The sequence below is a fragment of the Rothia sp. HMSC065C12 genome, from assembly GCF_001812085.1.
Lineage (GTDB): Bacteria > Actinomycetota > Actinomycetes > Actinomycetales > Micrococcaceae > Rothia > Rothia mucilaginosa.
Genome location: NZ_KV807673.1, coordinates 1 through 15,539, shown reverse-complemented (window position 1 = coordinate 15,539; position 15,539 = coordinate 1). Strand labels below are relative to the sequence as shown.

The 15,539-nt window shown below is 57.5% G+C and carries 10 protein-coding genes; 7 read left to right on the top strand and 3 right to left on the bottom strand.

Going from position 1 to position 15,539, the window contains the following annotated elements; genetic code table 11:
* Positions 1-22: 22 nt before the first annotated feature.
* On the bottom strand, positions 23-1,351 hold the full coding sequence (locus HMPREF2836_RS02465) for a S1C family serine protease (RefSeq protein WP_070543765.1): 1,329 nt from the start codon (positions 1,349-1,351) through the stop codon (positions 23-25).
* A 374-nt stretch (positions 1,352-1,725) separates the two neighbouring features.
* Here HMPREF2836_RS02465 and HMPREF2836_RS09295 point away from each other — a divergent pair, with 374 nt between their 5' ends.
* The 4 genes from HMPREF2836_RS09295 (at position 1,726) to HMPREF2836_RS02450 (ending at position 8,001) form a co-directional block, all read left to right on the top strand.
* Positions 1,726-1,893: a hypothetical protein gene (locus HMPREF2836_RS09295; RefSeq protein WP_168160863.1), complete on the top strand. Its 168-nt coding sequence runs from the start codon at positions 1,726-1,728 to the stop codon at positions 1,891-1,893.
* A 309-nt stretch (positions 1,894-2,202) separates the two neighbouring features.
* Positions 2,203-4,632, top strand: a complete 2,430-nt coding sequence (locus HMPREF2836_RS02460) for an atrophin-1 family protein (RefSeq protein ID WP_070629371.1) — start codon at positions 2,203-2,205, stop codon at positions 4,630-4,632.
* 268 nt (positions 4,633-4,900) lie between these two features.
* Positions 4,901-6,970 (top strand): TPM domain-containing protein, encoded by a 2,070-nt coding sequence (locus HMPREF2836_RS02455; RefSeq protein WP_070629370.1) that lies wholly within the window; start codon positions 4,901-4,903, stop codon positions 6,968-6,970.
* A gap of 266 nt (positions 6,971-7,236) precedes the next feature.
* Positions 7,237-8,001 (top strand): PspA/IM30 family protein, encoded by a 765-nt coding sequence (locus tag HMPREF2836_RS02450; protein ID WP_070629369.1) that lies wholly within the window; start codon positions 7,237-7,239, stop codon positions 7,999-8,001.
* Between the two features lie 121 nt (positions 8,002-8,122).
* On the opposite strand, the gene HMPREF2836_RS02445 is transcribed toward HMPREF2836_RS02450, so the two are convergent.
* Complete coding sequence (locus HMPREF2836_RS02445) at positions 8,123-10,594, bottom strand: S-layer homology domain-containing protein (protein WP_070629368.1); 2,472 nt, start codon at positions 10,592-10,594, stop codon at positions 8,123-8,125.
* 1,439 nt (positions 10,595-12,033) lie between these two features.
* Here HMPREF2836_RS02445 and HMPREF2836_RS09505 point away from each other — a divergent pair.
* The 3 genes from HMPREF2836_RS09505 (at position 12,034) to HMPREF2836_RS02435 (ending at position 14,290) form a co-directional block, all read left to right on the top strand.
* Positions 12,034-12,273, top strand: a complete 240-nt coding sequence (locus HMPREF2836_RS09505; protein ID WP_005505332.1) for a gallidermin/nisin family lantibiotic — start codon at positions 12,034-12,036, stop codon at positions 12,271-12,273.
* Positions 12,274-12,283: 10 nt separating this feature from the next.
* Positions 12,284-12,940, top strand: coding sequence for an ABC transporter ATP-binding protein (locus HMPREF2836_RS02440; RefSeq protein WP_005505330.1), 657 nt, complete (start codon positions 12,284-12,286; stop codon positions 12,938-12,940).
* A 726-nt stretch (positions 12,941-13,666) separates the two neighbouring features.
* The gene (locus HMPREF2836_RS02435) at positions 13,667-14,290 is read left to right on the top strand and encodes a hypothetical protein (RefSeq protein ID WP_005505326.1); all 624 of its coding nucleotides are present in this window, start codon (positions 13,667-13,669) and stop codon (positions 14,288-14,290) included.
* 575 nt (positions 14,291-14,865) lie between these two features.
* On the opposite strand, the gene HMPREF2836_RS02430 is transcribed toward HMPREF2836_RS02435, so the two are convergent.
* Positions 14,866-15,459: a protoglobin domain-containing protein gene (locus HMPREF2836_RS02430; protein WP_005505324.1), complete on the bottom strand. Its 594-nt coding sequence runs from the start codon at positions 15,457-15,459 to the stop codon at positions 14,866-14,868.
* Between the last annotated feature and the right edge of the window lie 80 nt (positions 15,460-15,539).

Sequence of the window (15,539 nt, the reverse complement as noted above, 5' to 3'; positions counted from 1 at the left end):
TCTCAACGTTCGATAGCGCGTTTTACTTCTGACTGTCGGCGTCGCCCAGGGTCACGGTGATGTCATGGGTGGAGGAGCCGCGCTTAATCTTCAGCTTCAGATCAGAGCCTGCTGCTGCGGCACGCACGGTACCGTTGAGCTCGTCGCTCTTGGTCACGGCGTGGCCGTCGGCTTCAATCACGACGTCGCCGGATCGCAGGCCTGCCTTCGCGGCGGGGCTGTTAGATTCTACCGAGGCAATTTCAACGCCACCGGGGATGAGCTTGGAGGAGCCCGAACCGGTGTCCGCGGGGCTGTTCTTCACGCTCGCGCCCAGGTAGCCGTGGGTTGCCTTACCCTTGGCAATGATCTCGGAGGAGATGCGCTTGGCGTAGTTGGAGGTAATGGAGAACGCCATACCGTCGGCGGTGCCGCCATCCTGGCTTGCCTGACCCTGCGCGTTAATGCCGACCAGTTCGCCCTTGAGGTTCACCAGCGGGCCACCGGAGTTACCGTGGTTGATGGGCACATCAACCTGAATCATGGGGATGTAATTCTGACCCTTCGCGTCAGCGGGCTGCACGCGGTTGACGTTCGAGACTACGCCGGCGGTCACCGATTCGCTACGACGATACGGCGCGCCGAGGGCAACCACGGCTTCGCCGGAGACCAGCTTGGAGGAGTCGCCCCAGGTGATGGGTTGCAGGTCCAGGCCGGAGGGGTTAATCTTCAGGACCGCCAGGTCAGCGGCAGAGTCCAGGCCTACCACGGATGCGGTGCGTACGGTACCGTCGCTCAGGCGAACCTCAATGGTGGATGCTTCTCTGGAAGATTCGAGGGTGACCACGTGGTGGTTGGTGAGGATGTGGCCGTCCTTATCGAGGACAACGCCGCTACCGCCGCCGGAGGTGGAGCCGCTTGAGGCCATGATGGTCACGGTGGAGGGCAGGACCTTCTTCGCGGTTTCTGCTACGCCTGCCACGGTGGAGGAGTTGCTGATATTGGAGCTGACGGAGCCACGCGAGGAGGTGCTGGTGGAGCTGTTATTCGATGCTGCGATGCCGCCTCCGACACCCGCGCCAACGCCACCGCCAACGAGGGCTGCAAGCAGAGCCGCGGTGAGCACAACGCCGGCACCGTAACGCTTGTTGTTATCGGTGTTCTGGCGTGCAGACTGCGCCGAAGCGACCTGAGCAGCGGCTGCCTGGGGGTAGGTGTAGCCGGGAGAAGCATATGCTTGCGGGTATGCGTTCTGACCCTGCTGCTGGTTCGCGGGCTGGTAGCTTGCCTGTCCGTTCACGTTCTGCAGGGGACGGGTTGCATCCGTGACGCCGTCATTGCCGCCGTAGGACCATCCATTGTTTTGAGTCATGAGTTCTCCTAGAGTCGTGCGTATGCGTCACCCTGGGCACACGCTATCTTTCTACTGTAGATGGTGTTTCATTGCGTTCTATATCTTTTTGCTGTTGGTTATCGGGGAGTTCCCTGGGAATTTTCCGCGCGCCCTTTCATCGGCAGCTGATTCGCTGGTCTGAGATACCCGACGATTTGCTCGGCAGCTAGTTTATTTTGGGGCTTTGTTCGCTACTCACTCTCAGGTTTCTCTTTTAAAGCACTCGGTTTTTCTTCACGGTTTACACAGCATGACGCTTCTTGGTACACAGCTTGAACACAGGGTCAGTCCGTAATGTTGAAGGCGCATAGAGCCGAGAACAAAGGCAAAGGACAAAGGCAAAGGAGAAACCCATGATGATCGGCACCCTGATTTTCTGTGCGATCTTGGCAAGCTCCATCGGTATTGGTGCGGGTATTGTGGCGTGTTGCTCGGGAATGGTGTACCGCCGTCATCGTGCGGAAAAGGCCTCCGAGCTGGCTCAGCAGATGGCTACCCACGCACTGACTGCCGGTAGGTAGCGTAAAGAGTTTGATAGTTTTCCGGGGCGGGAGATGAGAGCCCTGCACCGGGAGGGGCGAGAATCCCCAGTATGTCCCGAAGGGTCGGTGTGAGGACCGGCCCGGGTGTGATAGTGAGTTGAGTGATGATCGATGCGGCGTGAGCCCCCCCCCCTGCATGAGGGCGCACGCCGCATCGTCCTTTAACCTTGGCGCAGATGCTGGAAGCACTGGCGGAGAGCACCCGGTACCCCGGCTACTTCCCTTTTAGTATGCGGTAAGGCAACGGCGTTGCGAGCACCCGGGATTTAGCTGGGTTATGGTGAAGTCATGAGGATTATTTCTGCTGTTTTCGCTCTTGTTGGCGCGCTGCCGATCATGCCTGCGGCGGTGGCGTCTTCTTTGGACGGCGCTACCCGCCTGTACGCGTTGCTTATATTTGTTCTAATCTGCGCGGCGGTAGCGTTTTTCGCGTCATTGAGCCCTTCGCGCCGTCGTGCGCGTGAGATTAGGCGGCAGGTATTGCAACAGCAGCAGAACCAGGCGATGAATCAGCAGGTACCGCCCCCGCAGGCACCCAATCAGCAGGGGCCTTCACAGCAAGTACCCCCTCAGCCGGTTCCTTCGCAACCAGTACAGGGCGCGGTGAGCTACCCGATGCACTACCAGCCGAAGCCAGCGCAGCCGGGTAATAGTGCTCAGCAGGCTCAGCAGAGTCAGCAGATTCAGGCGACCTCGCCTCACCTTGCCTCATCTCAGCCTCCTCAGCAGCCGGTGGCTGCACCTTCGCCGTTGGAGCCGATGCAGGCCGGTGGTGTCTCCGGTCCTTCGGCACAGAACCACTCGGCACAGAACCACTCGGCACAGAACCACTCGGCGCAAAACCATTCAGCAGAAAGCCAGGTGCAGCAGAGCATGACCCAGAATACCCCGGCGCAGCCTGAAGAGCACCCGCAGCAGGAATCGACCCCGCAGGCTCCCAAGAGTAACCCGGCGCCCTCTGACCATTTCTCTTTGAGCACCAACTTCAAGCTCATTCCTCCTCTAGAGAATGCACAGCGCAGCCGCTACCCCATGGTGCTTTCTATCAGTAAATCCGAGGATGAGGTCTTTGCGTTACCGTCGATTAGCGGTGTGCCGCAGCATCTGCTGGTCGGTACGCAGGAGAATCATGTTCCGCTGAATCAGCGTCCGCGCCTGCAGCAGGTCGATATTCTGGAGAACTATCTCATGCGTGCGGTCATGAACCTGCAGACGCTGAAGCGTGCGCAGGTTTCCCCGTTGCACAGTTTCAAGGAGACTGCCCAGGCTGACCGCGCGGTGCTTGCCGCCGAGCTGGAAGAAACCATCCGGGTATCTCGGCTGAAGCTGAGCGGGGCGTTGGAGTTCTATTCGTCCCTGCCCCGTTTGGCGGATACCCCGGGCTCTTTCGCTTTTGCCCGTGATCACGCGCTCTCTTTGAGCGCCGCCGTCATTAGCCTGACCGAGGAGTGCTTTGAGCGTACCTTCCGTTGGCGTCTGCTGGAGGATACCCTCCCGGATTCTTTGAGCGACCGCCTCTACGCGGTGCGTTATCTGCGTGAGAGCGCGCAGAAGCTGGCGGCTTTTGTGGAGCTGAGCGATTTTGATCGCGCAATGCAGCTTGCCGAGACCTGGAAGAAGACTATTCGTAAGGATTCGAATCTCGATGAGGTCAAGGTCTGGAATGAGATGACGGAAGTTGCCTTTGACGTTCTGCCCGAGTTGCGAAAGCAGGCGTTGAAGGGGGTTCAGTCTACGTTGGAGTTTAGTGAGCTTTTCTACCGTCCCGGCGAGGACGGTACGCACCGTATGCTCCGCCCGGAACAGCTGAGCGAGTTTGAGCTCAAGGGCGTGCAGTCCACGCTGGAAGAGAGCCTGGAGAAGGTGCGTCTTGAGCTTCAGGACGCGGAGTTCTGCGCCGCTGTTTTGACCCTGCAGGCTCGCTCTGTCATTGAGCTTCTCCAGGAGCTTCTGCAGGTTGAGCAGGACGGCGTTCTGGCGGAGGTTGTGACCGATTTGCGGGCGCTTGCTCATGACTCGCCCGACCTTGCCGAGCAACCTATCCAGACGTTGATGTTCAGCCGCGAACAGTACGCCCCGGATGGGGAGGATCTGCCGACCATTGGCGAGCGCGTCCGTTCCCTCTCGAGTGTTCCCGAGGTTCTGGCGTTCGTTCACTACGAGGGACCGGTGCTTCTAGCGGGCGTCTCGGATCCGTATAAGGCGTTTTCCGGGGAGGGTGCCGAGGGTCTGCTGTCGGAGGAGAAGAGGCTATCTTCCATGCCGTTGTCGGTGTTGCGCACCCATTCGAGACTTCTGAAGCAGGTGCTTCGTCTGCAGAATCTGCGTTTGAAGCTGGCGTGGGTGAGTAGCTGTAGCGGCTACATGCCTTTGAGCCTGGTTGAACGGTATTACGTCGGCTCCTCTGCCGGGGATGAGGATTTGAAGGAGCTGACCGAAAATATTGAGGCGCTCGCTGAGCTTCTGGATGCCCATTCTAATTCCCAGGTGTATAAGGGCCGTGGCGTGCCGACTACGCCCTTTTTGTGGTCACAGATGCGAAAGCAGGCAGATCGCAGTTCTAGGTTGCTGAATACTGTGCAGTTCTTAGGCTGGATGTTCGCTTCGTCTTCGCGGGTTAAGGTAGTGAACGGCATGGCACAGAGTATCCACGATGTTGATGCCGCAGAGGTAGTGGAGCACCTGATGAGCAATCTGAAGATTGCGCGTCGGCGCTAATCACTGAATAGCCGGTGAGCCGGGGTCTGGCGTGAGGCTAGACCCCGGCTCTCCTATATACCGGCTTTCCTGTATACCGGCTTTCCTGTATAAAGCCTGGGAAGACGGTAAACGGTCGGCAAACAGCGGCGCAATATTCTCGTATCTGTGCGTCTGTGTAGCTATGCCACCGCTACACTAATAATGTGACCAGCACTAAGGTGTGCGATGAACAAGCACGCCGTGAAGTGCAGGTCCGTTCATACTTCACGACAACGGAGGAAAGACCATGACCGAGCACGCCTTTGCGCGTCAGATTCGTCCCGCACGCCCTCGCCTGCGCACTATCTTGGGTGCCACAGTGCTGGCGGCAGGTCTTTCTTGTGCCCCGGTGGTTCTGCCGGCTGGTTCTGCATTTTTGAGCACCTCGGCGCAGGCTGCTGACCCGATGCAGATTACGGGCACCACCGTGTACGATTCCACGAACTCTTTGGGTGATACCGCTACCCTGAAGTCTAAGATTTCTGCTCTGTCGAAGAAGCACAACGTGGATTTGCACGTGGTGGTCATCGATAAGTTTGAGAACCCGTCTACTTCTTCGAGCTGGACGAAGGCGCTTGCCACGAAGAACAATTGGGGTTCTGCCGATGTGGTGCTGGTGATTGCTACCGAGTCTCGCCAGGCGTATTTCTTGGCGGGTAGCACGAAGACCCTGTCGAGTGATCAGCAGACGAAGGTGTACCAGAACTACATTAAACCGAAGCTGCAGAATAGTGACTATTCGGGTGCGGCACTGGCCGCGGTTGAGGGTATCGAGGCTCAGAAGGGCGGTAGCTCTTCGGGTGTTGTAACCGGCGTGCTCGGTGTGGGTGCTGCGGCGACCGTGGGTGCTGGCGGTTACGCGATGTACCGCCGCCGCAAGAAGAAGAACGCTCAGCAGCAGCCTCAGCGTTCCTACGGTGCGCCTCGTAACTACTCCCCCATTCCGGAGGTTCCGCTGGAGGAGCTGCGCACTCGCGCCGGTAGCGCCCTGCTGCAGGCTGATACGACGATGAGCCACGCGAAGCAGGAACTGGATTTTGCGCGCGCACAGTACAGCGATCAGCAGGTTGCTGAGTTCGCCCAGGAGATTGCGCGTGCTGAGGATCTGATGCGTAAGTCCTTCCAGCGTCAGCAGCTCCTGACCGATAGCATCCCCGATACCGAGGCTGAGCAGCGTGCCTGGTTGACTGAGATTATTGATAACTCTCAGGAAGTCACCCGCATTGCTCAGGAGCAGGACGCTAAGCTGGCTCAGTTGCGCAACCTGGAGCAGGAGGCACCGCAGGCTATTGAGGCTCTGGCTCAGCGTCTGCCGCAACTGCGTGCCTCGGTGGAGGAGATTGCCGCCCAGTACCGCGCGTTGAAGGAACGTTACCTGCCCAGCGCCCTGGAGCCCATTTCTAAGACTCCTACCCTGTTAGAGTCGAACATGGTGCTGTGCGCCGCGGAGGTTGAGAAGGCTCAGGCGACCGTTGCGACGGCCCGTTCGGAGGCAGTTGCTCACCTGCGCACCGCTGAGGAAGCCGCCTCGCAGATTCAGACTCTGGGTGCGGCAGTGAATACCCGCTCGCATGAGCTGGAGCAGGCTCAGCTGGGTCTGAGCACCGACCTGCTGAGCATTCAGCGTGACGTGGCTGAGGCGAAGAGCCTGGCTGCATCTCAGCGTCGCGATGATTTGGGTGCGGTCGCTGCCGGTATGGAGGCGGTGCTCAACCAGGTCAATCAGAGCGCTTCGGCTCGCCCGAATGACCCGCTGACTCTGGCGAACCAGCTGCGTCAGCTTTCCGCCGAGCTGGATAAGGCAATGACGAATATGCGTGCTACCCGTGAGCGTTCTCGTGCGGCTTCGCAGAACCTGGATCGTACGATGCGTTCTGCGTACGCTGCGGTGAACGGTGCGCGTAGCTACATCAATAACCGCCGTGCTGCGGTGGGTCCGATGACCCTGACCGCTGTTTCTGAGGCGGAGCGTCACCTGGGTCAGGCTCAGCGTCTGGCTTCTTCGGATCCGCTGAACGCTATGAAGGAAGCCAACATGGCGATTCAGAAGGCGACCGACGCGCAGAACCGAGCTCAGAGCGAGGTCGGCAACTACTACAACAACCAGAACGACCGCGGCGGCGGTAGCTTCGGCGGTGACCTGGCGAAGGGCCTGCTGCTGGGCGCTCTGATGACCGCGATGAACTCCGGCACCAGTAGCTGGGGTAGCAGCGGCGGCCACAGCAGTGGTGGTAGTAGCGGCGGCAGCTGGGGCGGCGGCTTCAGCGGCGGTGGCGGCGATTGGGGTAGCGGCGGTGGTGACGGCGGTAGCTTCTAACCGCCTCCGATGCTACCGATTCTGTCGGTCGGTTTCTGCAGATTTTTCTACAGTCTGACCGGCGGGGCACGTAGCTCACCTCACCGGTTTTTTTCCCCAGTCGGAAAACACCCGAGGCAATTTACCAAAAGTTTAAGTAACAGAAATCAGGCGTGCATCATTTTCACAGCATGCACCCAGAAATCTGCCACATAATTAGTTATACGGGCACGGCTCACGAGGAGCGTAGTGCTCCCCCGCAGCCCGTGAACAGAAAGTAGGAGATTATGGCTAAGCAGACCATCTTCGGCCGTATTGCACAGCTCACTAAGGCAAACATCAACGCCCTGATTGATGCAGCTGAGGACCCGGAGAAGATGCTGGACCAGATGGTTCGTGACTACACCAACAACATCCGCGAGGCGGAGGCTGCAGTAGCACAGACCATCGGCAACCTGCGTCTGCTCGAGAAGGACCACGCTGAGGACGTCAAGACCGCTCAGGAGTGGGGCACCAAGGCTCTGGCAGCTTCTAACAAGGCTGATGAGTTCCGCGCAGCTGGCGACGTTGCCAACGCTGACAAGTTCGATAACCTCGCGAAGATTGCTCTGAACAAGCAGCTGCTGGCTGAGAAGGCTGCGCAGGCTGTTGAGCCTCAGCTGGCTTCTCAGACTCAGGTTGTCAACCAGCTCAAGGACGGCCTGGAGAAGATGCGCTCCAAGCTTGAAGAGGTCAAGTACAAGCGCGATGAGCTGACCGCACGTCAGAAGACTGCAGCAGCTCAGACCCAGGTGAACGACGCTCTGAAGGCGTTCGACGTTCTGGACCCGACCAGCGAGATGAGCCGCTTCGAAGAGAAGGTTCGCCGCGAAGAGGCACGCGTCATCGGTCAGCAGGAGCTGGCAGCTTCCTCCCTGGACGCACAGTTCAACACCCTGGACCAGATGGAGCGCGACACCGAGCTGGACGCTCGCCTGGCTGCTCTGAAGGCAAAGAACGCTCCGGCAGCTCCGGCTCCCCTGGCTGTGGAATCCCCCACCCAGACCCTCTAAGCCTAGGATCTTCTAAGCTTGGTCTAGCGTATAGCTTCTTGAGCTAAACCTATAGAAAGAACCGCCCCGTTCCTGAATTTCAGGAGCGGGGCGGTTCTTTATGCGTTAGGGGCCGTGCGCCTTAGTTAGCGTAGATGTACAGGTAGCCTGCCATAGCGTCACGGGTGATGGCTGCCGAGGAGGTGGAGCCGGTACCGATGCCGTTGGAGGCAGCCCATGCCAGAGCCTGGGACGCGTAGCCGCCCTGAGCCTGTGCCGGGGAGCCAGCTGCACGGTACATGAATTCAGCCATGGTGGACTCGGTGACAGCCTCCAGGGGGCGGAAGTCGCTACCGCTGATGCCCTGCTGGCTCAGCCAGAAAATCTCCTTGTACGCGGGGTGGTTGACCGGAACATCGCTGAACGGCGAAACAGCCGGTGCGTTCACTGCGGGGCGACCAGCCACGCGGTACAGGTAGGTTGCCAGCTGCGCACGGTTGACCGATGCGTTCGGGCGGAAGGTACCGTCCGCGAAGCCGAGCATGATGCGGTGATCAGAGTTCCAGCTGATCTCGTTGTAGTTCGGGTTCGAGTCGGACAGGTCGCTGTAGCCCAGTGCGGGGGTCTTACCGGCGAAGTCCAGGGAGGATGCCAGGATGTGCGGCAGGTCGTAGTCGTGGTGGCTGAAGCCGTCAATCAGCTTCACGCGGGCGTCGGAGAAGCCAGCGCCCAGGTATGCGTTGTAGCCGGACTCGACTGCGCCTCGTGCGCTCCAGGTGACGGGGTTGGTGTTACCGGAGGTGTCCTTCGCGCCAACCCACCAGTACATCGGGGATGCCTTGGTGGTTGCGTCAGCGTCCACGGAGCCGTCCGAGTCGCCGCCAGCGACCATAATGGAGCCGCCGCCGTTACGCCAGGAGGTGTTGTGGTCGGTCAGCTCGTAGGTGATGAACTCAGCGCCACCGGAGTAGCCCATGGTCCACACCTGGGAAGCGTCCAGGTTGTTCTGGCCGATGAAGGAGGAAGCGAAGGAGCGGAAGAACTCACCGTTGGTGTTCATGTCTTCCCACCAGGTGATGCCGTTGCCGGATGCGTTGGTGTCCGGGGAGATAATAGGCACGAAGACCATGTTGCGGGCATTAGCGATCTTGCCCATCGCCGCGAGCATGCCCTCGTCGGGGGTGTAGACCTTGGACTCGTCACGCTGCCAGTAGTCACCGTCGAAGTAGAAGACCACGCCAACGGGCTTGGAGTAGTCCAGGTTGTTCGCGTACACGTGGTACTGGGAGGTGGTGCCCGCCGGGGAGGTGTAGCTCTGGTAGGTTGCGGAGCTCATGGTGCGGGCACGCTGAGTGTTCTGCTGCTTCTGTTCGGTCTTCTGCTCAGCCTTGGGAGCGGCGGTTGCCTTGCCCTTAGTGAGCGAGTTGCTCAGAATCTGCGAGAAGTTGTAGTCGAAGTGGCCCGAGCCATTCAGTACGGTCGCGGAAGCATTGGTGTATCCAGCAGCCAGGTAGGCGTCGTAGCCGCCCTCAACGGCGCCTCGTGCGCTCCAGGTCTGCGGGTAGGTCTCGCCGGAGCCGTCGTTCGAGTTTGCGTACCAGAACATGGGCTGGGACTTCAGCGCAGCCGAGGGGGTACCCTCGTCCAGGCCACCACCAGCGACCATGATGGATCCGCCGCCGTTACGCCAGGTCTGGGGCTTGGTGTTCAGCTCGTAGGTGATGAACTCAGCGCCACCGGAGTAGCCCATGGTCCACACGTTGGAGGAGTCCACACCGTTAGCCGCGATGAAGGAGGAAGCGAAGGAGCGGAAGAACTCGCCGTTACGCTCCATGTCTTCCCACCAGGTCACGCCAGCGTCGTAACGGTTGGCGTCCGGGGAGATGACGGGCACGAACAGCATGTTCTGTGCCGCTGCGGATGCAGCCATCTGAGCCAGCTCACCGGAGGGGTCGTAGACCTTGGACTGGTCGTTGCGCCAGTAGTCGCCGTCGAAGTAGAAGACCACGCCAACGGGCTTGGAGAAGTCCACGCCCTCAGCGTAGACGTGGTACTGCGAGGTGGTACCAGCCGGGGAGGTGTAGGACAGGAAAGTCTGGTTGGTGCGGGTTGCTGCCACACCGGATGCCGCCTGAGTAGCCTGTGCGGTCTGCGCGGGCTGCGCGGCAGGGGTTGCAGCGCTCTGGGTAGCTGCGGGAGCCTGGGTAGCTGCGGGAGCCTGGGTAGCTGCGGGGGTCTGTGCAACCTGTGCCAGGGTGGGCTGAGCGGAAGGCTGAGCCGCCTGTGCGGACTGGAAGGTAGCCGAGGGGGTTGTCTGCTGAGTTGCCTGGGCAGTGTAGGTCTTCTGGATGGGCTGAACCGCGGTCGTTGCGGGAGCCTGCTGAGTCTGCTTTGCCTGTTCTGCCTGCTGGCGGATCTGCACAGCAACCTGCGAGAGGGTGGGCTGCACGGTGGAGGTGAACAGGGACTTCGGAGCCTGGGTAGCTGCGCCGGGGATGTCCTGAACGACGGGTGCGAATGCGGAAGCGGGTGCTACCAGGGTGCTACCGAGCACGGAGGGTACGGCGATGGCTGCGAGAGAGCCAGCCTTAACGGTGCGGGGGCGAAGTGCCATGGGTTGTCCTCGTTGTTGGTGTTTCGTGGGGCGCGGACGCCCGAGAGTGGTTGAGTGATAGGTGGTCTATAGGTGAGAAGCCTATAGGCGGTCGGCCTGCGAATGTGATGCCGCATGGAGCAAGTCCAGTAACCGTCCCGTGTGTGTTGCGGGGGTTTCCTCGTGTGATGGAGGGGTGCAGTATTCATTTCGGAGAGCTACGCGGCGGACCGCGGTGACCACGTACTCAAAGCTACCAGGTCAAAAAGCCTTTTCCAGCGGTTTTTTGGGGCTATTTTTGGGTATCGAACAAGATTCAATCTTAACAAGAGCTTTTTCTAAGCTTCTAGTTTAACTTGAATCACCCTCAAGTAGAGGTTGAATGGGCTATTTTTCCTTGATTTTCCGGGGTTTTTGAGCGTTTTTTGAAAGAGTTTCAAAAAACTCTACAATTAACTTGAATGTTTCGTATGTGATTACAATCACTTTCAGAGTGAATTGTTGCACTCGAAGCCCAATTTTTGCCAAAAACCGCGGAATTCCGGGGCAAAACGGGTGATTTCCAAGCCCGGAATATAGGCACCTTTCGCATATTCCACTTTGAGAATGCACTTTGAGGCAAAAACAGCCCCCTCGCCACTCCCCCACCCAGGCATCCTATCGGACCCCTCATCACGCTCTTGAGACCCGCCCCAGAGCCCCCTTCAGGACCCCTTTCAGATCCCCTTTCAAGGAGCTCAAAAGCAGCGTCTCAAGAAGGCGTAACCACCCTCCAGCAACCGCTCGGAAGTGACTCCACCACCCCCATGGGCACACCCGCTTGAAGCCCCGATAGACGGACTGAGGAATACCTCGAAAGACGCATCGGGAGACGTTCCGAAACCAGTCCAGGGTACTTTCACGACGGTTCTATGAAATTCCGTGAGGAGGTTTCAAGAGGGGTTTCGAGAGGCCGAAAGATCCACCTCAAGCACCCCGGAAGGGGCAGCAGGCTGCCCCCCCCCCCCCATCAGTCTCCCCGAAGCACCGCCCCGACAAGGTTCAGAAGACCCCCTCCGCAGATTACAGAAGGCAGGAGATACGGAGAGGCAGGAGATATAAAGAAAGCCGCCCAGCAGGCGGCAGAAAGGTAGCACAAGAAGAAGAAAAGTAGGCGGCAAATGAAGACAGGTCGCCGACAGGAAAGGTGCAGGAAGGTGGCGAAAGAAGGCAGACCGGCGGTCGGAAGGTGACGGGAGGACAGCAGAAGGAGACAGGTCGGCGGGAGTACGGGTTTTAGGGAATAAAAAAACTCCCGATAGCTAAGCTATCGGGAGTTATCCGTTGCGGGGACAGGATTTGAACCTGCGACCTGAACATTCTGAAAGTTGCCCCTACTAATCTTGCATCGTTGTATCATAGCAGTGCGGGTAACTTTCTGTTACCTGAATATGTTCAGATTCTGAGAGCTTGGAGAAGTCGTGGTCACCGTTGACCTTGACACCCGTGTTGAAGAGGTTGAGGAAGCTGTTTGTCCTCACATCACCTCGAAGTTCCTGTGCGCCCCTGGGTGCCCGACGGGTGGCATTGCATGCTTCACTGCCCAGTGTGCTAACGGCTGCGGCATCTCTGTTGGCTGCAAGTGGTTAGTAGCTTTGTCGCAGCAGTCGGCCCTGGAGGGAAGGCATCCTAGGCCTTACCTCCAGGGCCGTTTTCTTTGAAAGGTAGGCCATGCCAGCTATATCGGTAACTGATTTGTCGGTTGGGTACAAGAATTCCCCAGTAGTGAGCGGCATTAACTTGCAGCTAAATACTGGCAGGATAATCTGCCTCCTTGGACCAAATGGGGCAGGTAAAACCACCTTAATGAAAACGCTCCTTGGTCGGATAAAACCAATAAGTGGCCACATTAGATACGATCAGACAGACATTAGCGAAATGTCAGCTGCAATCGACCATCCAAGCTACTTTCCGTATCTGAGCGGTAAACAAAATGTACAGGTCGTCGCGGCATTCTGGGGTCTGGATGTTGATCCTGAGTCGGCCTTGGATAGTGTGGGCATCGTCCGCGCTGCCCACGGGCGGAAAGCCAAGGACTACTCGACCGGCATGAAGGAACGGCTGGAGCTTTGTCTTGCTTTATTATCTAGACCAAGATTTTTGTTCCTTGATGAGCCACAGAATGGTTTGGATCCAGATGGCATGATCTCCTTGTCTGCGACGCTTCGTCGTTATCGGGACGAAGGGAACTGCGTTGTAATATCAACGCACCTCCTCCATGAGATTCAAGGCGTCCCGGATGAGTGTGTCGTAGTTCGTAACGGCAAAGCTTTGCATATCCCCGACCTCAACGGCGTGAATCTCGCGGACCTATATCACCGGGGGTAGGACCATGCGAATTACTTCAGCTATCCGTGCTTTGCTTACTTACTATTGGAACATCTGGTATTTTCTCGCGGCTATCTTGGGCTCAATGGCGTCACTATTCCTCGGTGCATGGATTTCAAGTGAGGCAAGCGGAACTCCAATAACAGGGGGATACAGCTTCTTCTTTACTGGAACGCAGCCACTAATTTCCCTCGCATTACTCTTTATACTTGATGCTAGGGTTTCCAAGGTCCACTACGGGGGTTTGCCTCAGCAGGTATACATTGCCTGGTTGCCTAGCGTCCTACGCACCATCTGTCGAACACTTTCAATAGTTCTTGTAAACCTACTTAGTGTGCTGCTATTCGATCTAACAATGGTTTTGTCTGGTTCGAAAATGCACTCTGGGCTAGCAACCCTGCTTTGCTTTCTTACCTTCCAAAGTATACTAATTGCTCTGATCTACTCGACATTAGAAAGTCTCTCAAAACCTCCGACTGCCGCGGTAATTTCAGGTGTTCTTCTGTACTTCTGGATAGTGCTACCCGGTAACCTAGCTGACAATGCTACCCCATACATATCAAACGCCCTCCACTCCGTAGGGCTGAATCTCAATGGTACCGCAATCTCGTTCGTAGATATCCAGGAGCAATCAAATTTCGGTTTCTCTGCGCTTATCCCGGTACCAATCCTAATTATTACCTATGTTCTTGTGGCTAGGTTTCGAAGTAAAGGAGCAGTAAGAAAATGAAGTCTTTGTGTTCTATCGAGCGAATTGCAATCATTCGTTGGGTCACGATCGCTTATCTCGGTGCACTAGTTCTTCCGCTGCTGTTTCTCCGTTATGGAAATACCATTGCCGTAGCGCAATCCGCGTTACTCATCATGCTCCCAATTGCCACGGCAGGTCTAGCTTTGTCGCATGCTAAGGTCCCTGCCTCGTACGTCTCGTTTAGTATTCACGATAAAGTTCTGCTCCGGTTCATTGCTAAATCGCTGCTTCTCGCACAAGTAGTTAACCTTTGTTTGAGTCTGCTTTATGTCTCTATCATTGGCGAGCTTGTTAATGAGCGACTGTCGAGTCATACTGCTTTAGTACTTGTTTTCTCTTCGGTTGTGCTAACTCTGGCCTGTTTTGCGCTTCGGCTTTGGACTACTTCATTAGTTTCATGGATTGTTATCATCTTTTTTGTGGTGGCAGGTCTTCCGATTAGCACAGGTGATTTTGCGAACTCACCGATCTTGTTTGCTGTCGTTCCCACGACTTGGATTTTAAAAGGCGCCACCTTTGGCTCCTATATATTTTCTACCGGGTTTCTGTTGGCTGCGATAAGTTCGGGGTTTTTACTAACGTCGGTGAAACGTGCATAGCTATACTTCACTTGGAAAAGCGTATGTGAGGATAGCTGCACTTCCAACGGATAGGTTTCCAAGTGACGGCAAAGCGAAGTCAGCGTTTGCTAAACTGTTCTATCGAATCCCAGTTTGAGATCGGTCCTTGCAAGTTCCACACCTTCGTTTTATTCCGCTATCACGAAGGCTATTTCCGGCTCTTCCGAGTTGAGTGTGGGTGACCAGGTATTGGTCGGGGGTTGTGGGTAGAGGTCGAGGTCCTTGATGATGAGCGGACTTCTACCACCGCGATCTTCAAAGGACCTCCTGTTGACTTCTTACCGTGACGGATCATGGGGCAGCCACACACAGAGCACGATGCAGTATTCACAGGAACGAGGCAAACACGACCAACTGAAAGAGTGACTTTCCCGCACCAGAAAGCCGAAAAGTCACCCAACCAGCAACACGTAGTGTCCTATAACCCAGAAAGAAAGCTCTCCCTGGAAGCCACTGAGGCTTCCAGGGAGAGCAGTCAGAGAGTGCGAAAGACGAATACACCGCTATCAAGCGTGAGGCGGCCGATGGGGGAGTCGTAGGTGGCGAGCGCCGGATCAGAATTGCTCGGGGTGATCGCGGTAGGCATACGCCCACACTGTCACGGCGACAGTCACAGCGCGAGTCCACGCGTCACGGACAGCGTCCAGTTCTGCGCCCTCGAAGCCCTCCGCCAGGAGACGGTGCCCGACCTCCACAGTCGGCGCGATGAAGGCGAGCACGTAGCGCAGAGGCACGAATGGCGTCGAGTCCGCCCCATCCGCCGCGTTCTTCGCCGCGGTCATGTGTCGAGCTCCGATCAGGTACTGGTAGTCCAACCACGCCTGATCCCGCTCGCGCGTGCACATGTCGATGATCCACTGGGCGAATCGGGGCTTTGACGCCTGCGCGTACTCGGGGTTCGGCTGTCCATCCGGATGCGCGGAATGTGCTGCCAGGTAGGTCTTTTGAGCCAAAATCCCGCGCCACGTGTCGACCATTTCCATGGCATGCGGCGCCAGGATGGGTTCTGCTCGCGCGAGCAGCTCTGCGTCACCGGGCTGGACGTGCGCGGCGGCCTCAATCTGGCGTAGATCCTCGAGTGTGAGCGGAGACGTGGGGACGGCATCGGTGCCGTAGGTGTACCCCGACGAGTGGTCGTAAGCGGTCATGCGAACCTCCTTGAACTTATGCGTCAACTGTAGAACGTGCTCTTGCTCAGGTCAAGTCCTGTGGAGTGGTGTAATCGTTT